This window comes from Streptomyces sp. NPDC015032 (assembly GCF_043080425.1).
GTDB lineage: Bacteria > Actinomycetota > Actinomycetes > Streptomycetales > Streptomycetaceae > Streptomyces.
Genome location: NZ_JBIBVN010000045.1, coordinates 1 through 18,308, shown reverse-complemented (window position 1 = coordinate 18,308; position 18,308 = coordinate 1). Strand labels below are relative to the sequence as shown.

10 protein-coding genes are annotated in these 18,308 nt (G+C 69.4%); 9 read left to right on the top strand and 1 reads right to left on the bottom strand.

The features are described from left to right. Positions 1-54 precede the first annotated feature (54 nt). The 8 genes from ACF08M_RS35960 to sbnA all read left to right on the top strand — a co-directional run bounded on the left by ACF08M_RS35960 (position 55) and on the right by sbnA (position 15,443). Positions 55-1,800, top strand: a complete 1,746-nt coding sequence (locus ACF08M_RS35960; protein WP_392189493.1) for a beta-galactosidase — start codon at positions 55-57, stop codon at positions 1,798-1,800. Between the two features lie 80 nt (positions 1,801-1,880). Then, the gene (locus ACF08M_RS35955) at positions 1,881-4,931 is read left to right on the top strand and encodes an alpha-mannosidase (protein WP_392189492.1); all 3,051 of its coding nucleotides are present in this window, start codon (positions 1,881-1,883) and stop codon (positions 4,929-4,931) included. Positions 4,932-4,968: 37 nt separating this feature from the next. Then, a complete protein-coding gene (locus ACF08M_RS35950) occupies positions 4,969-5,676 on the top strand; it encodes an HAD family hydrolase (protein ID WP_392189491.1) in 708 nt (235 codons plus the stop codon). Positions 5,677-6,280: 604 nt separating this feature from the next. Then, positions 6,281-8,794 (top strand): Pls/PosA family non-ribosomal peptide synthetase, encoded by a 2,514-nt coding sequence (locus ACF08M_RS35945; protein WP_392189490.1) that lies wholly within the window; start codon positions 6,281-6,283, stop codon positions 8,792-8,794. A 78-nt stretch (positions 8,795-8,872) separates the two neighbouring features. Then, positions 8,873-12,127, top strand: coding sequence for an amino acid adenylation domain-containing protein (locus tag ACF08M_RS35940; protein WP_392189489.1), 3,255 nt, complete (start codon positions 8,873-8,875; stop codon positions 12,125-12,127). Positions 12,128-12,150: 23 nt separating this feature from the next. Continuing rightward, complete coding sequence (locus ACF08M_RS35935) at positions 12,151-13,155, top strand: TauD/TfdA family dioxygenase (protein ID WP_392189488.1); 1,005 nt, start codon at positions 12,151-12,153, stop codon at positions 13,153-13,155. Beyond that, the gene (gene sbnB / locus ACF08M_RS35930) at positions 13,152-14,222 is read left to right on the top strand and encodes a 2,3-diaminopropionate biosynthesis protein SbnB (protein WP_392189487.1); all 1,071 of its coding nucleotides are present in this window, start codon (positions 13,152-13,154) and stop codon (positions 14,220-14,222) included. The genes ACF08M_RS35935 and sbnB overlap by 4 nt, the downstream gene beginning before the upstream one ends. 213 nt (positions 14,223-14,435) lie before the next feature. After that, positions 14,436-15,443, top strand: coding sequence for a 2,3-diaminopropionate biosynthesis protein SbnA (gene sbnA / locus ACF08M_RS35925; RefSeq protein ID WP_392189486.1), 1,008 nt, complete (start codon positions 14,436-14,438; stop codon positions 15,441-15,443). A 108-nt stretch (positions 15,444-15,551) separates the two neighbouring features. On the opposite strand, the gene ACF08M_RS35920 is transcribed toward sbnA, so the two are convergent. Further along, entirely contained in the window at positions 15,552-15,887 is a 336-nt protein-coding gene (locus ACF08M_RS35920; RefSeq protein WP_392189485.1) for a DUF6204 family protein, read from the bottom strand. A 260-nt stretch (positions 15,888-16,147) separates the two neighbouring features. Here ACF08M_RS35920 and ACF08M_RS35915 point away from each other — a divergent pair, with 260 nt between their 5' ends. Next, positions 16,148-18,133: a DUF5107 domain-containing protein gene (locus ACF08M_RS35915; protein ID WP_392189484.1), complete on the top strand. Its 1,986-nt coding sequence runs from the start codon at positions 16,148-16,150 to the stop codon at positions 18,131-18,133. Positions 18,134-18,308: the final 175 nt, after the last annotated feature.

Below are 18,308 nucleotides of genomic sequence, written 5' to 3'. Positions count from 1 at the left end.
CGCCCGACAGGCCCTGCCCCCCTCCTCCGCACCCACCCCCAGGAGCACCCCGGCATGCCCCGACTGGAGATCGCCGAGAACGAATTCCGTCTCGACGACCACCCGTTCCGCATCATCTCCGGCGGACTGCACTACTTCCGCGTCCACTCCGAGCAGTGGGCCGACCGGCTCCACAAAGCGCGGCTGATGGGACTCAACACGGTCGAGACCTACGTCCCCTGGAACCTCCACGCCCCCGGGCCCGGTGAATTCCGGCTGGACGGAGGTCTCGACCTGCCCCGCTTCCTCGGTCTCGCCGCCGCAGAGGGCCTGCATGTCCTCCTCCGCCCCGGCCCCTACATCTGCGCCGAATGGGAGGGCGGCGGCCTGCCCTCGTGGCTGCTCGCCCAGGACGGCATCGAGCTGCGCAGCCGCGACCCACGCTTCCTGGAAGCGGTCGACGGCTATCTCGCCGCGCTCCTTCCGCCGCTGAAGCCGTACTTTTCCAACGCCGGCGGGCCGGTCATCGCGGTGCAACTGGAGAACGAGTACGGGGCCTACGGCGACGACACCGGCTACCTCGCGGACCTCGCCGGCCTGCTGCGCACCCACGGCGTCGATGTCCCCCTCTTCACCTGCGACCAACCGGACGACCTCGCCCGCGGCGGCCTGGACGGCGTGCTGCGCACGGTGAACTTCGGCAGCCGCGTCGAGGCGGGCCTCGACCAGCTGCGTCGGCTCCAGCCGACCGGGCCACTGATGTGCTCGGAATTCTGGATCGGCTGGTTCGACCGCTGGGGCGGAATCCACACCACCCGCGACGCCGCGGACGCGGCGGCCGACCTGGACCGCCTGCTCGCCACCGGTGCCTCCGTCAACATCTACATGTTCCACGGCGGCACCAACTTCGGCCTCACCAACGGAGCCAACGACAAGGGCACCTACCGCCCCACCGTCACCTCCTACGACTACGACTCACTCCTCGACGAGGCCGGCGACCCGACCCCCAAGTACGAGGCCTTCCGCGAAACCATCGCCCGGTACGCCCCCGTCCCGGACGAGCCGGTTCCGGCACCCGGCCCGAAGCTCGCCCCGACCATCGTCGAACTCGACACGTCCGCAGGTCTGTTCGATCGGACCGAGCTGTTCGGGCGGCCGGTCCTCGCCGACCGGCCACTGACCATGGAAGAGCTCGGCCAGTCCGTCGGCTTCGTGCTGTACGAGACGGAGCTGCCGGTCGCCGGGGCGGCCGTGCTGCGGGTGGGCGAGGTCCGCGACCGGGCCCAGGTCTTCGTCGACGGGCAGCCCGTCGGCGTACTGGAACGGGAGAACCACGAGCACGCCCTCGCGTTCGTCACGCCCAGGAGCGGCGCCCGGCTCGCGGTCCTGGTGGAGAATCAGGGCCGGGTCAACTACGGCCCCGGCATCCACGACCGCAAGGGCCTGCTCGGCCCGGTCACCGTCAACGGTGCGGAGCTCGCCGACTGGAGCAGCAGCTCGCTTCCGCTCGACCGCCTCGACGACCTCGCAGTCGCCCCCACAAGGCCCCTCGTCGGCCCGGCCTTCCACCGCGGTTCCTTCGAGCTCGGCCGGCCCGCCGACGGCTACCTCGCGCTGGACGGCTGGACCAAGGGCCACGCCTGGATCAACGGCTTCCCGCTCGGCCGGTACTGGTCCCGGGGCCCTCAGACCACCCTGTACGTACCCGCACCGGCCCTGCGTCCCGGCCGCAACGAGATCACCGTCCTCGAACTCCACGCCACCACCACCCGCACCGTCGAACTGCGGGACCGGCCCTGCCTGGGACCCGCCCAGGACTGACATCCGCCCAGGAAGACCGGCATCCCCAGGGGCTGTGCCGACACCTCCGCCCCGTACCGACATCCGCCCGGGAGAGCCCCATGCACAGCAAGCAACGCCTCATCGAGCAACGCCTGAAGCGGGTCCTCAGGGAACGGATCCGGCCCGCCGTACACGCCCGGACGGCCCCGCTCCAGGTGGAGATCTGGGACGTCCCCGGCGAACCGGCGCCGGTCGCCGCCGGCCTGGCAGCGCCGTACCGGCCGGTCCAGGTCGGACACCGCTGGGGACCGGCCTGGTCGACGAGCTGGTTCAAGGTCACCGGCCGGATCCCCGAGAAGTGGGCCGGACAACGCGTCGAAGCCGTCCTCGACCTCGGCTTCAACGTCACCGGCGCCGGCTTCTCCGCCGAGGGACTGGTGTACCGGCCCGACGGCACCGTACTGAAGGCGCTCAACCCCCGTAACAGCTGGATCCCGGTCGCCGATCCGGCCCGGGGCGGCGAGGAGTTCACCTACTACATCGAGGCCGCCGCCAACCCGGCCCTCTGCGACAGCCATGAGCCGACCCCTCTCGGGAGCCTGCCTGCCTGGATCACCGGAAGCGGCCATGCCGGCGACACCCTGTACCAACTGCTCCGCACGGACCTCGCCGTCTTCGACACCCAGGTCTGGGAACTCGCCCAGGACCTGGATGTCCTCGGTGAGCTGATGCACGCGCTCCCCGAATCCGACCCCCGCCGCTGGCAGCTCCTGCAGACGATCGAGGGGGCCCTGGACGCCGTCGACCTCCAGGACGTCTCCGGCTGCGCGCCCGCCGCCCGCGAGGTGCTGCGCCCCGCCTTGGCGGCCCCGGCCGCACCCAGCTCCCACCGCGTCTCCGCCGTCGGACACGCCCACATCGACACCGCCTGGCTGTGGCCGCTGCGCGAGACCGTCCGCAAGGTCGCCCGGACACTCTCCAACGTCACCCAACTCATGGACGACCACCCGGACTTCCGCTTCGCCATGTCCCAGGCCCAGCAACTGGCCTGGCTCAAGGAGCAGCGTCCCGAGGTGTACGCCCGCGTCCAGGAGAAGGCGAAGGCCGGTCAGTTCCTGCCGGTCGGGAGCCTCTGGGTGGAGCCCGATACCAACATCACCGGAGGCGAGGCGTTCGCCCGCCAGCTGATCCACGGCAAGCGCTTCTACCTCGACGAGTTCGGCGTCGAGACCAAGGAGATGTGGCTGCCCGACACCTTCGGCTACAACGCGGCCATGCCGCAGCTGATGAAGCTGGCCGGCGTGCGCTGGTTCCTCACCCAGAAGATCTCCTGGAACACCACCAACAAGTTCCCCCACCACACCTTCCGCTGGGAGGGGATCGACGGTACCCGGATCTTCAGCCATTTCCCGCCCGCCGACACCTACAACGCCGAGCTCACCGGAGCCGAACTCGCCCACGCGGTACGCAATTTCCAGGACAAGGGAGCAGCCAACAGCTCACTTCTGCCCTTCGGGTACGGCGACGGTGGCGGAGGCCCCACCCGCGAGATGCTGGCCCGTGCGGCGCGTCTGGGCGACCTGGAAGGCTCGCCCCGGGTGGTCGTCGAGCGGCCCGCGGACTTCTTCGCGCGCGCCGAGGCCGAGTACCCCGACGCCCCGGTGTGGCTCGGCGAGCTCTACCTGGAGTTCCACCGCGCCACGCTCACCAGCCAGTTGCGGACCAAGCAGGGCAACCGGCGCAGCGAGCACCTGCTGCGCGAGGCCGAACTCTGGTCGGCCACGGCGGCCGTCCGTACGGACTTCCGCTATCCGTACGAGGAGCTCGACCGGCTCTGGAAGACCGTACTGCTGCACCAGTTCCACGACATCCTGCCCGGCTCCTCCATCGCCTGGGTGCACCGCGAGGCCGAGCGGACCTACACCGAGGTCCTCGCCGAGCTGCACGGGATCGTCACCTCGGCGCAGCGCGCGCTGGCAGGCGACGGCGATCTGACCGTCGTGTTCAACTCCGCCCCGCACGCCCGTGGCGACATCCCCGCCCTCGGCGCGGCCGTCCGCACCGCGGCCACTGACCCGACCGTCGGGCCGGTGCCGTCCGGCGACGGCTTCGTCCTCGACAACGGTCTCGTACGGATCGGGATCGACGCCCGCGGCCTGGTCGTCTCCGCGGTCGACCTGGCGACCGGCCGTGAGGCCGTCGCCCCCGGCAAGGCAGCCAACCTGCTCCAGCTCCACCAGGACTTCCCCAACGAGTACGACGCCTGGGACATCGACGAGTTCTACCGCAACACGGTGCGCGACCTGGACGACGCCGACTCCGTCACCGCCCTGGCGGGCGGCATCGAGATCGTGCGCACCTTCGGAGCATCACGCGTCCGGCAGCTGTTGTCCCTGCGGGAGGGCGCGCGGCGCCTGGACATCGACACCGACATCGACTGGCACGAGCGGGAGCGCCTCCTCAAGGCGGCCTTCCCGCTGGACGTCCGGTCCGACCACTCGACCGCCGAGATCCCCTTCGGCCATGTTCGGCGCCCGACCCATACCAACACCAGCTGGGACGCGGCAAAGTTCGAGATCTGCGCCCATCGCTTCCTCCACGTCGGCGAGCGGGACTGGGGCGCGGCGCTGGTCAACGATTCCACCTATGGACACGACGTCACCCGTGACGTACGCCCGGACGGCGGCACGACCACGACCGTACGCCTCTCCCTGGTGCGCGCCCCCCGCTTTCCCGACCCGGACGCCGACCAGGGAACACACCGCCTGCGCTACGGCCTGGTCCTCGGTGCCGACATCGCCGACGCGGTGCGCGAGGGCTACGCCTTCAACCTGCCCGAGCGCTCGGTCCCCGGCAGCGGGCCGGCGGTGACACCTCTGGTCACCACAGGCGACGACGGCGTCGGCGTCGTCATCGAGGTCGTCAAGCTTGCCGACGACCGTTCCGGCGACATTGTCGTGCGCCTCTACGAAGCCCACGGATCCCGCGCCCGCACCACGCTGACGATCTGCGCCCCGTGGCATACCGCGACCGACACGGACCTCCTCGAACGTCCCCTGGCCGGGGCGGACCCCACCCGGCCGGGAGCACAGGACACCAGGTCGCTCCACCTCACGCTGCGGCCCTTCGAGATCCGCACCCTGCGGATCGGCCTCCGAGGGGACCAATGACGCGCGTGACACCGCCACCACCAACCAGGGGGACCCCGTGCCCGCAGAGCTCCAGGCCGTCCTCTTCGACATGGACGGCACACTCGTCGACACCGAGCGCCTCTGGAAACAGGCGGTCGAGGAGGAGTACCTGGGCCTCGGCCTCGTCCTCACAGAAGCGGATCTGCCACACGTCATCGGCCGCGCGATCGAAGACACTGCCGCCCACCTCGCCTCCCGCGCGGCCGGCCGGGCCGGGCCACTCCAGCTCGCCGCTTCCCTCGAACGCCGCTTCACGCACCTCGTACGAGGTGACGTGGTCCCCCTCCCAGGAGCCGAAGACCTCCTGGCCGCGCTCGACGCGGCAGGTGTACCCATGGCCCTGGTCTCGGCCTCGACCCGCCCCGTCGTGGACACCGTCCTCGCCACTCTGGGGCGCCACCGCTTCACCACGACCGTCGCCGCCGGCGAAACCCCCCGCACCAAGCCCTTCCCCGACCCCTACCAGGCGGCCCTGACCACCCTGGGCACCACACCGGCCGCCTGCGTGGCCATCGAGGACAGCCCGACGGGCATCGCCTCCGCGGAGGCCGCCCACTGCACGGTCCTCGCCGTCCCCTCCCTCACCCCTGTCCCGCCGGCCCCGCACAGGACAGTGGTCCACAGCCTGCTGGACGTGAACGTCGCCCTGCTCCGTCGCCTGGCCACGAGGCCGTCCGAGCGGCCAGGCGGTCACCCACTGCGTCCGCGGATCCAGGGGGGCTGAACGGGCGCGACAGCGCGAACGCAGCGGGGCCGCTCGGCTCGGACTCGCTGGCCGGCCTCGTTCTGGAGGGGGCGGCCATCCGGCGCAATGCCGAACCGGCCGAAGTGATCGCGGAGCCCGACCACGATCACGCTGCGGGAGTGCGGGCGTGCGGGCGTGCATCACTTGATCGAGTGACATCAGATGGTGGCGGTCGCGCGTGCCACCGCGCCACCACTGAGAAGCACCCGGAGGCCGCTCCGCCTCCTCACAGCTGCGATGCCCCGGATGCCGTCACCGCCCCGCACCCCGGCGCAGCTCCTCCCGGATCAGGAACGGACCACTCGCATGCAGCACGGGCGGGACGCATGCGCAGCTCATCGCCGTCCCGCCGGGCAGGATTCTGGGCGAGGAGTGAACCAGAAGGGCCACTGCTGGGCCAATGCAACCGAGTTCGAGTGGCAGCCCGACGGTGGACGGCTAAGACTGAGTCAGCGGTTCGGGATCCGGACAACAGATCCCGACCTCGTGCATCTCCGGGCCGCTCGCTCCGGCATCGAAAAGCGCGAGTACGGGGCGCCGCCCGTAATGGCGACGGCACTCCAAAGTTCCTCAAGGAGCTCGCATGGAGGAGAAATCCCTCGACGTCCTGACGCCCGGGCTGGATGAACCCGCAATCGGTATAAGCGACTGCACCAGCCCGGAGACCGGCATCGAGAAAGACCTCGCCGAGGTGCTGGCCGACGTCATGTGCGTCGAACGGGTGTCGATCGACAGCCACTTCTTCGACGATCTCGGCGCCAACTCATTGGTGATGGCCCATTTCTGTGCGCGAGTCAGAAAACGGGCGGACCTTCCCTCGGCGTCGATGAAGGACATCTACCAGCACCCGACGATCCGCAGCCTGGCGACAGGGCTCGCGAATGCCGCGCCCGTCGAGCCGTCGGTCCCGGCGCCGACCGAGGTGGTGACCTCGGTCGGCACGGCGCGGTACGCCCTCTGCGGAACCCTGCAGTTCCTGCTTTTCCTGGGATACGCCTTCCTCGCCGGACTTGTTACCGACCGAGGCTATGCGTGGGTCTCCGCCGGGTCGGGCGTGATCGATGTCTACCTGCGATCGTTCGTCTTCGGAGGCGTCGGCCTCGTCGGTCTGTGCACCTTCCCCATCGCGGCCAAATGGCTCCTCATCGGCCGGTGGAAGCCACGCGAGTTCCCGGTCTGGAGTCTGACCTATCTGCGCTTCTGGACCGTCAAGGTGCTGATCCACGCCAACCCGATGATCTTCTTCGTCGGCAATCCCCTGTACGTGCTGTACCTGCGCGCGCTGGGCGCACGGATCGGCAAGGGGGTCACGATCCTCTCCCGCACCGTCCCGGTCTGCACCGACCTGCTCACGGTCGGCGCCGGCACGGTGATCCGCAAAGACTCGTTCTTCCTCTGCTACCGGGCGCACGCCGGGCGCATCCAGACCGGCCGGGTCACCCTTGGCCGGGATGTGTTCATCGGTGAGAAGACCGTGCTCGACATCGACACGTCGATGGGCGACGGGGCTCAACTCGGCCACACGTCCACGCTGTACAGCGGCCGGGCGGTCCCGGGCGGTCAGCGCTGGCACGGGTCCCCGGCAGAGCTCACACAGCACGACTATCTGAGGACCGGGCCGGCCACCTGCGGCACGCTGCGCCGGGCCGGCTTCGGCCTCATCACCGTGCTTCAGCTCTTCTTCCTCTACGTGCCACTGTCCATCGGGGGCGCGTACATGCTGGTGACCCTGGTCCCGGCGCTGAACAAGCGGCTGGGCCCGGGCAGGGTGGAGCTCACATCGCTGGACCTCTACATCGACGCGCTGGTCCTTTCCCTGCTGCTGTTCTTCGGCTTCGTCGTGGTGGGTCTGGCCGTGATGTTCACCGTTCCGCGCCTGCTGAACCTGGTCGTCAAGCCGGACAAGGTCTATCCGCTGTACGGGTTTCACTACTCGGTGCACCGGGCGATCGGGCGCATGACCAACATCAAGTTCTTCGCATGGCTGTTCGGGGACAGCTCCTACATCGTCCACTACCTGCGCGGCCTCGGATACGACTTGTCCCAGGTCGAGCAGACGGGGTCGAACTTCGGCACGGAAGTGCAACACGAGACCCCGTTTCTGTGCTCGGTCGGGAGCGGGACGATGGTCGCCGACGGGATCTCCATCATCAACGCCGACTATTCGAGCACGTCCTTCCGGGTGTCCCGGGCCTCGATCGGGGCCTACAACTTCCTCGGGAACAACATCGCCTATCCCTCGGGGGCCAGGACCGGCGAGAACTGTCTCCTCGCGACGAAGGTGATGGTTCCGCTCGAAGGCGAGGTGCGCGAGGGGGTGGGCCTGCTCGGCTCGCCGTGCTTCGAGATTCCCCGGTCGGTCGAGCGCGATTCCCGGTTCGACTATCTGCGCAGCGGTGACACGTTGCGCCGCAGCCTCGCTGCGAAGAACCGCTACAACATCCGCTCGATGGTCTTCTTCCTGCTCGTGCGGTGGCTGCACTTCTTCGTGCTCACGATGTTCGGCCTGGCGAGCGCCGAATTGTACGACTCCTACGGTCCTGTACTGATCGCCGCGTTCCTGGTGTTCAGCCTCGGGTTCACCGCTGTCTATCTCGTCCTGGTGGAGCGCGGCATCGCGGCATTCCGCGCGCTGCAACCACAGGTGTGCTCCATCTACGACCCCTACTTCTGGTGGCACGAGCGCCTGTGGAAGGTGCCCGACAACTACCTCGAAATCTTCAACGGCACGCCTTTCAAGAACGTGATCTGGCGGATGCTGGGGGTTCGGATCGGCAGCAGGGTCTTCGATGACGGCTGCTATATGACGGAGCGGACGCTCACCACCGTCGGAGACGACTGCACGCTCAACGCGGGAAGCAAGATCCAGTGCCACTCGCAGGAGGACGGCACCTTCAAATCCGATCGCAGCACCCTCGACGCCGGCTGCACCATCGGCGTGGGAGCCCATGTCCATTACGGCGTGACGATGGGTACCGGCGCGGTGCTCGCACCCGACTCCTTCCTCATGAAGGGCGAGGAGGTCCCGCAGCACGCACGCTGGGGAGGAAACCCCGCCACGGAGATGCGAGACGCCCTGATCAGCCCGACGCGCTGACGCGGACGGGATAGCAACTCCGCCCTTGTCGGCGCTGAACAGCACGGTGGCGAAAGGCGAATGGAGAGGGACGACCAGATGGGAATGCAAGTGCAGGCCGACCGGGAGTTCTGGCGCGATGTGCTCGGCGCCGGTGGATCCACCGAAATCCCGCGGTGGACGCTCAATCCGGTGAAGGGCGTCGGCGAACACGAGGCGCCGATCCCGGACGACGTCGTCGCGGCGTTGGGCCGGCTGGCCGAGGACCTGGCGGTACCGCTCGACTCGGTGCTGCTGGCAGCGCACGCCAAGGTGCTCGCCGCGCTGTCCGGCGAGCACGAGATCGCGACCGGATACGTCACCGCGGAGGGCGGCCGACCGCTGCTCTGCCGGCTGACGACCGGGTCCGGCTTATGGCGGACACTGCTGCTGGACGCTCATCGAGTCGCGTCGGACCTGCTGGCGCACAAGGAATTCCCGGTCGATGAGCTCAGGTGCGAACTGGGCCTGGCAGAGCCGTCGATGGGGGCTGTGTTCGATCCGCACGGCGTGGGCGGCGAAATCACCGGTGGCACCAGGCTGTGGGCGGGATTCTCACAACGCGGCGGCCACCTCGTGCTGAGGCTGCGGTATCGGACCGACGCGCTCGACGAGGACTGCGCCGTCAGGATCGCCGGTTACCACCTCACCGCACTCGCGCTGATCGCCGCCGATCCGGACGCCGAGCACGGGCGGCAGAGCCTGCTCTCCGCCGAGGAACTCCACTTCCAGCTCGAATCACTCGCCGGTCCACGCCGGGAACTGCCGGACCACCGGTTCCACGAACTGTTCGAGCAGCGGGTGGCGGCACACCCGGACGCCGTCGCCGCGGTGCACGGGGAGCAGCAACTGACGTATCGGGAACTCAACGCGCGTGCCAACCGGGTGGGACGAGCCCTGCTGGCGCGGGGGCTGCGCCCCGAGGGTGTCGTCGCGGTGGTGACCGAGCGCAACCTGGACTGGATGGCCGCCGTCCTCGCGGTCTTCAAGGCAGGCGGCGTGTATCTGCCCATCGAGCCGCATTTCCCGGCCGACCGTCTCGCGACCATGCTCTCCCGTGCCGCATGCGGGCTCGTGCTGACCGAACCCGGCAGCACCTCCACGCTCGACCAGGCCCTCGGCTCGCTGTCCGGGGTCCGGAAGCTCTGTGTCGGCGCAGCCTACGAGGAAGACCACGCCGACGATGATCTGGGCCTCCACATCGCACCGGATCAGCTCGCCTACATCTACTTCACCTCCGGCTCCACAGGTGAGCCCAAGGGCGCGATGTGCGAGCACGCGGGCATGCTGAACCACCTCTACGCCAAGATCGACGACCTGGAGATCGGCGAGGGACAGGTGGTCGCCCAGACCGCACCCCAATGCTTCGACATCTCGTTGTGGCAGCTGGTGTCCGGGCTCCTGGTCGGGGGGCGGACCCTGCTGGTGGAGCAGGAGGTGATCCTGAACGTCCAGCGGTTCGTCGACAAGATCGTCGACGGCCGGGTCGCCGTCCTCCAGGTCGTACCCTCCTACCTGGACGTGGTCGTGTCCTGGCTGAAGCAGCACCCCCGCGAGCTGCCGGACCTGCGGTGTGTGTCGGTCACGGGCGAGGCGCTGAAGAAGGAACTCGTGCAGCGCTGGTTCGCCGCCCAGCCCGGCATCAAGCTGGTCAACGCCTATGGGCTGACCGAGACCTCGGACGACACCAACCACGAGGTCATGGACCGCGTGCCCGGCGGAGACCGGGTCCTGCTGGGTCCCGCGGTCAACAACGTGCACGTCTACGTCGTCGACGAGCACCTGATCCCGGTGCCGCTCGGAGCCCCCGGTCTGATCGTCTTCTCCGGTGTCTGCGTGGGCCGCGGATACGTCAACGACCCCGAGCGCACCCGGCAGGCCTACCTGGCCGATCCGCACCGCGCGGGCGCCCGGCTCTACCGGGGCGGCGACTACGGCCGCTGGACGCCCGAGGGAAAGCTGGAGTTCCTCGGCCGCCGCGATACCCAGGTGAAGATCCGTGGCTTCCGGATCGAGATCGGCGAGATCGAGAACACCCTGTTGCAGGTGCCCGGTGTTCGCGACGGTGCGGTCGTGGTCGCCGAGCGGCCCGACCGGAGCAAGCACCTGGTGGCGTTCTACTCCGGTCGGCGGCCGATCGGGGCCGACGTCCTGCCGGACCGGCTCGGTGAGTCGCTGCCCGCGTACATGGTCCCGTCGGCCTTTCACTGGCGGGAGACGCTGCCGCTGACGGCCAACAGCAAAATCGACAGAAGGACCCTGCAGGCACTCGCCGGAGAACTCGATGTCGTCCGGGACGACTACCGCGCGCCGGATACGCCGACCGAACAGCAGTTGGCGGCCGCATGGGCGAAGGTGCTCGGCATCCCGCAGGACCGGATCGGACGGCGGGACCACTTCTTCGACCGGGGCGGCACGTCGCTGTCGGCAGTAAAGCTGGCCATCGTCCTGGACCGTGCGGTGTCCCTCAAGGACGTCACCCGCCACCCGGTCCTCGCCGATCTGGCCGCGCTGGTCGACGGCAGGTCCGTGCGGCGTGCCGGGCTGCTCCAGCCGCTGTCGGAATCGGACGGCGCGCAGACCGCAGCCCTGGTGTGCTTCCCCTACGCCGGCGGCAACGCGGTGAACTTCCAGCCGATGGCCAGGGCGCTGCCGGACGGTGGACCGGCGGTCTACGCCGTCGAGCTGCCCGGTCACGACATGGCCGCCGACAGTGAGCCGCTCGCGCCGATGACACAGGTGGTCGAGCAGGTCGTCGACGAGATCACCGGGCGTGGCCTGACCAGGGTCCTGCTGTGGGGCCACTCCTCGGGCACCGCATTGGCCCTGGAGACGGCCAGAAGGCTGCGGGAACGCGGGGTGGACGTCCAACGGGTCTTCCTCGGCGCGCAACTGCTCGGTGACGCCGACGACCGGCGCGCCACCGTCACCGAGCTGACCGGGCGGAGCAACGCCGAGATCGCCGCGAGCCTGAGCACGCACGGCGGCTGCACCTCACTCGATGAGCTGGGTGCGCAGCACGCCGAGCACGTCGGCGCCGCCTACCGGCACGACTGCGTGTCCGCACACCACTACTTCGCCGATGCCCTGGAGCACCCGCCGGCGCAGAAGCTCTCCGCGCCGGTCACCGTGGTCGTCGCCGCGGACGACCCGAGCACGGCGGAGTACCCGCGCCGGTACCGCGACTGGCAGCTGCTGGCCGAGCAGGTCGACCTGCACGAGCTCGCCGACGGCGGCCACTACTTCCTGCGCACCCGTCCGGCCGAGGCAGCCAAAGCCGTGCTGCACGCCGCCGAACTGTGCGTTTCTTCCTGAGTATCAGCTGAAAGGAAATCGAGATGTCGTTCACATCCACGGCGTTGCTGGTCGACGTGGAACTGGAATCCGGCGCACCCCCACGGCTGCGGGCCGAGGCCACCGGCTCCCCGCCGGCCTGGGCGGCCGAGCACCGGGACGCGCTGCGCGCAGTCGTCGCCGAGCACGGTTCGGTCCTGGTCCGCGGCCTCGGGCTGCGCGACGCGGCCGAGACCGGAGCCGTCTTCTCCAAGCTGGCCACGGGTCTGATGGCCGAGCAGGAGGCCTTCGCACCCCGGCAGACCTACTCCGACGGGGTGTACTCCTCATCGAAGTGGCCGCCGAACCAGCCCATGTGTATGCACCACGAACTGAGCTACACGCTTGAGTTCCCCGGCCTGATGATGTTCGCCTGTCTCAGTGCCCCCACCGACGGCGGGGCGACCGCGGTGGCCGACTCACCGACCGTGCTGGACGCACTGCCCACCGAGTTGACCGAGCGCTTCGAGCGCGAGGGCTGGCTGCTCACCCGCAGCTACAACGACGAGATCGGCGCGTCCGTCGCCGAGGCTTTCGGCACCGACGACCGGGGCGCCGTCGAGCGCTACTGCCGTGCCAACGCAATCGCCTTCGAGTGGCAGCCGGACGGTGGACTGCGCACCAGACAGCGCCGCAGCGCCGTGGTGCGCCACCCGGTCACCGGCCGGCGCTGCTGGTTCAACCAGATCGCGTTCCTCAACGAGTGGACGATGGCCCCCGAGGTGCACGAGTACCTGGTGGACGTCTACGGCGCCGACGGGTTGCCGTTCAACACGCGCTTCGGGAACGGCGACCCGATCGGTGCGGACGTCGTCCAACTGCTCAACACCGTCTACGAGGCGAACACCGCACGAGAACCGTGGCAGGCCGGCGACCTGATGCTCGTCGACAACGTCCGCACCGCGCACAGCAGGGAGCCCTTCGAGGGACCGCGCGAGGTGCTCGTCGCCATGGCCGAACCGGTGCGTCTGGCCGACTGCTCGCCGACCGTGGAGGTGACCACGCAATGACCACCCTCGATTCCACCGCGCGAGAGTACGCAGGCGTCGCACCGATCACCGTGCCACCGTTCGCGGTGATCTCCGGCGCCCAGGTCCGGCGCACGCTGCACGGATGCGAGAAGCGGATCACGGAGTTGGTCGAGGCCACCTACCGGGTGCACGGCGCCGGTGATTCGGTGAACCCGCCGTCGTACTTCCTGCGTTTCCCCGACCGCCCGTCCTCCCGGATCATCGCGCTGCCCGCCTCGATCGGCGGCGAGACACGGGTGGACGGCCTGAAGTGGATCTCCAGCTTCCCGAAGAACGTGACGGCCGGCATCCCCAGGGCATCGGCCGTGCTGATCCTCAACGACCATGACACCGGCTACCCGTTCGCCTGTCTGGAGAGTTCGATCATCAGCGCCACCCGGACGGCGGCGTCGGCGGCGTCGGCGGCCGACTGGCTCAGCCGCGACCGGCCGCGACCGACGCGTGTCGGGTTCTTCGGGGTGGGCCTGATCGCCCGCTACATCCACACCTTCCTGGCCGGCACCGGCTGGTCGTTCGACGAGGTCGGCGTACACGATCTGTCCGCCGACAGCGCGGCAGGCTTCCGGTGCTACTTGGAGCAGTCGGACACCGCCGGCCGAATCACCGTGCACGACAGCGCCGAGCAGTTGATCCGAAACAGCGACCTGGTCGTCTTCGCCACGGTCGCCGGTCATCCGCACGTCAGTGACCTGTCATGGTTCGCACACAATCCGCTGGTGCTGCATGTGTCGCTGCGCGATCTCGCGCCGGAGATCCTGCTCGCCTCGACCAACATCGTCGATGACGTCGAGCACTGCCTCAAGGCCGACACGTCGCCGCATCTGGCCGAGCAACTCACGGGCAACCGGGACTTCCTGCACGGCACGCTGGACGACGTGATGGCCGGGCGGGTGGCGGTGCCGACGGACCGGCCGGTGGTGTTCTCGCCCTTCGGCCTCGGGGTGCTCGACCTCGCGGTGGGGAAGTACGTGTACACCGAAGTGGCCCGCAGCGGAGAGCTGCACGTCGTCGACGACTTCTTCCACGAACTGAGCCGGTACGGATGAGCAGGCCGAGAGTCCAGGAGGCTCTTTCCAGGCTGATCCCAGGAGAGACCTCCGGTCACGTCGCAGCAGGTCCTGACGCAGGAGCCAGGGGCCGCTGACGCAGGGCCCCGTCCCGCCTGGTCGGACACGGGGTCTCGCCGGCACAAGCGAGGAACCCTCCCACGGCCGGCCGGAAGTTCCGACAGTGCTCTGCTCCAGACAGAGGAGACCATCGTGCCCGTCATTTCCGCCCCCTACGCCTTCAACGAAGAGGATCTCTATGTCGACCTCCGGTCGATCTTCGGGCTATCGCTCTTCCTGAAATGCGAGGGCTTCAACTTCGCCGGCTCGATCAAGTTGAAGGCCGCGACCGAGATGGTGGAGGCCGCCGAGCGGGATGGAATCCTGACGCCGGAATCGATCCTGGTCGAGTCCTCGTCCGGAAACCTCGGTGTGGCCCTGAGCATGATCGCGGCGAGCAAGGGCTACCGGTTCCTGTGTGTGACGGACTCCCGCGGCAATCTGTCGAACAGAATGATGATGGAGGCGTTGGGCAGCCAGGTGCACGTGATCTCCGAACAATTGGCCAACGGCGGCTTTCTCGGCGCACGGCTCGACTACGTCCGCGCGCTGTGCGCCTCCGACGACCGGTATGTGTGGCTCAGCCAGTACACCAATCCGAGTAACTGGAAGGCGCACTACCGCACGACCGCGCCGGAGGTGGCTCGTCGGTTCCCGCAGCTGGACGTGCTGTTCGTCGGAGCCGGCACCACCGGGACCCTGATGGGCTGTGCGCGCTACTTCCGGAGATGGCACCGGCGGGTGCGGATCATCGCGGTGGACAGCGTCGGCTCGGTATCCTTCGGCGGTTCGCCGGGCCGCCGGATGATTCCCGGTCTGGGCATGAGCATGCGCCCGCCGCTCCTCGACGAGTCCTATGTCGACGAGGTGATCCGTGTCGAGGAGGCGGACACCATCCGTGCCTGCCATCGTCTGGCCAGGCGCGGATTCCTGTTCGGCGGCTCCACCGGTACGGTGGTCAGCGGCGCAACGGACTGGTTGGCCCGGCATGACGCGCGCGAACTCACCGCAGTGGCCATCGGCCCGGACCTCGGCGAGCGCTACCTCGACACCATCTACCAGACCAACTGGCTGCAGGATCTCTACGGCGAGGGCGTGCTCGAATCCGACAAGGAGGCCACCGATTCCTGGGCAGCCGCCCCCTCGCCGGCGACCCGGTAGGGCTGCCGGCCGGACCCTGCCGGCCGGCAGCCGCAAGGGCAACGGCAAGACTCCCTTGTCAGCGCTCCTGCGGCGGCTTCCGGTGCGATGTCGCGCCCGGGCCGCCGATCAGCGGCCCTTGTAGTTGATCTTCATGGTGTCCATGTCCGTTGCCGTGGACCGCAGTTCGCCGTGGCCGTACCCCTGGTCCCGCAGCAGGCCCGCGGCCCGGTCCTCGGCGATCGCGGACGCCATCCCCTCGCCGTCCCCGGCGTCCGACACGACCACGAAGCGGAAGCTGAAGTGCTTGAGCACACGGTCGTACGTCAGCGAGCCCTCCTCGGTGAACTGCATCGCGCTCAGACCGTGCTCGTCCACCTCGGACAGGAGCCGGGCGCGTGCCTCTTCCGTCAGGCCGTCCCAGGTGCCGCGCACGATCACTCGGTAGGTGTGCTGCGTGCTCATCGTGATTTCCGCTCCGCATTCCGCTCATGAACCGTCGAGGGGAAAGGCTACGGTGCCGGCGGCGAGACGCACGCGAATTACCGCGGCTGCGGTACCGGAGGCGGAGCCCCGGTCGGTGTTCCCGGGCGGCAGGCCGTGGACTTTCGGTCTTTTGCCGAAGTCTGACGGCAACGCCCCTGGCCGGACCGCTGTCCGGCGTGTTCCATGGTCATCGGGGGCGCCCGGACCTGTGGCGGCCCGCGCGAGGGAGCGAGGTTGCCTTGGCCACGACCGTACGACGTGCCGTACTTGATCTGCCCGCCGCAGCACTGGGCCCGGAGAACCCGCTGCCCGCCCTGCGGCCGCTCGACGAGATGCATGTCGTCGACGACCGCGACCGGGCCGGGCTGCCACGTGACATGGCACGCCAGATCGGCTACGAACCGCTCCGCACCGTGCTGCCGGTACGCATCCTCGACGGGTACGGGCGTGAACGCACCCCCACCGCACTGGACACGATCATCATCGAGAACGACCGGCTGCGGGCCACCGTTCTGCCCGGGCTCGGTGGCCGCATCCACTCCCTCCACCACAAGCCGACCGGCCGCGAACTCCTCTACACCAACCCGGTCCTGCAACCTGCCGACTTCGCGCTCAACGGCGCCTGGTTCTCCGGCGGCATCGAGTGGAACATCGGCGCCACGGGCCACACCACGCTCTCCTGCGCCCCGGTGCACGCCGCCCGGGTGCCCGCACCGGACGGCGGCGAAATGGTCCGTCTCTGGGAGTGGGAGCGGCTGCGCGACCTGCCGTTCCAGGTGGACCTCTGGCTGCCCGAGGACTCCGACTTCCTGCACGTCGGCGTACGGATACGCAATCCGCACGAGCACACCGCACCCGTCTACTGGTGGTCCAACATCGCCGTGCCCGAGGGCGAACGCACCCGCGTGCTGGCCCCGGCAGACGAGGCGTGGCACTTCGGTTACACGCGCACCCTGACCCGGGTCCCGGTTCCCGAGTCAGGGTCCGTCGACCGTACGTACCCCCTGCGCGGTGACTTCCCCGCCGACTACTTCTACGAAGTCCCCGACGGTGCCCGCCGCTGGATCGCCTCCCTCGACCAGGACGGGCACGGGCTCGTCCAGACGTCGACCGATCTGCTGCGGGGCAGGAAACTGTTCCTGTGGGGCAGCGGCCCGGGCGGACGGCGCTGGCAGGAGTGGCTCACCGAGCCCGGCACGGTCGGCTACGCCGAGATCCAGGCCGGACTCGCCCGCACCCAGCTGGAACATGTTCCTCTCGAACCGGGCGCCGAGTTCAGCTGGCTGGAGTCGTACGGGCCGCTGTCCGCGGACCCCGGGGCCGTGCACGGCGACGACTGGACGGCGGCCCGCGCCGAGACCGAGCGGCGGCTCGCCGAGGTACTGCCGCGTGCCGATGTCGACGCCGCGTACGCCGCCTGGCGCCCCTGCGCCGACATCGAGCCGCGCGAGTCGCTCGCCACCGGTTCCGGCTGGGGCGCCCTGGAGGTCCGGCGCGGAAAATACCGGCTCCCCGGTACCCCGTTCGCCGAGTCGACCCTCGGTGAACAACAGGAACCCTGGCTGGAGTTGCTGGACCAGGGCGCCTTCCCCGAGCCGCGCGGGGCGGTATTCCCCGGCCCCTCCCTGGTTGCGCCGCACTGGCGCGACATGCTGGAGACGGCCTCCGCCGAACCCCTCACCGAATACCACCTCGGTGTCGCCCAGTGGCATGCCGGTGACCGCGCCCAGGCGGTCCGCAGCTGGGAGCGCGGACTGGCTCTCGCCCCGTCCCGGTGGCCGCTGCTGCGCTGCCTCGCCGTCGCCGCCGAGGCGAGCGGGCAGGGGGACCGGGCCGCCGACCTCTACGCCGAGGCGTTCGACGACCTGGGTGCGCAACGCACCGACGACGACGGCGGTGGCGGCGGCGACGCCTGGGCGCCCGTCGTGACGGCGCTCGGCTGCGAGGCGATGGAGGCAATGCTGGCGGCGGGGCGCCCCGCAGCGGCCCGGACGGTATGGGAGGGGCTGTGCCCGTCGGTCCAACGGCGGGGCCGTTTCCGTCTGTTGGAGGCCAGGCTGCTGATCGCCGAGGGAGACCGGGCCGCAGCCCGCGCGATTTTCGACGAGGGTTTCGAGGTCGCCGATCTGCGCGAGGGGGCGGAGATCCTGGACGAGGTGTGGGGCCAACTCGCCGACGAGCCCCTGCCGGATGCATACAACTACCGTATGCGTCCACGGGATTGATGCAGGCGGCCGCCCGGCGCGCACCCATCCCCACCGGTGCGGGCCGGGCGGCCATGAGCCGAACCGGCGCGGGAAGCCGCGGCTCAGAGCCTGTCGGGTGACCTCTGATCGGGCGGCCACGCCCTGGCACGCACGCTTCCCGCGTTGCCGAAATGCCCAAGTAGCTCCATCCCCA

What these genes read in the sequence shown, in the direction of transcription:
- ACF08M_RS35955 (WP_392189492.1), top strand. Translation starts at nt 1,881, where the DNA reads ATGCACAGCAAGCAACGCCTCATCGAGCAACGCCTGAAGCGGGTCCTC.
- ACF08M_RS35940 (WP_392189489.1), top strand. Translation starts at nt 8,873, where the DNA reads ATGGGAATGCAAGTGCAGGCCGACCGGGAGTTCTGGCGCGATGTGCTC.
- ACF08M_RS35920 (WP_392189485.1), bottom strand. Translation starts at nt 15,887, where the DNA reads ATGAGCACGCAGCACACCTACCGAGTGATCGTGCGCGGCACCTGGGAC.
- ACF08M_RS35960 (WP_392189493.1), top strand. Translation starts at nt 55, where the DNA reads ATGCCCCGACTGGAGATCGCCGAGAACGAATTCCGTCTCGACGACCAC.
- sbnB (WP_392189487.1), top strand. Translation starts at nt 13,152, where the DNA reads ATGACCACCCTCGATTCCACCGCGCGAGAGTACGCAGGCGTCGCACCG.
- ACF08M_RS35935 (WP_392189488.1), top strand. Translation starts at nt 12,151, where the DNA reads ATGTCGTTCACATCCACGGCGTTGCTGGTCGACGTGGAACTGGAATCC.
- ACF08M_RS35945 (WP_392189490.1), top strand. Translation starts at nt 6,281, where the DNA reads ATGGAGGAGAAATCCCTCGACGTCCTGACGCCCGGGCTGGATGAACCC.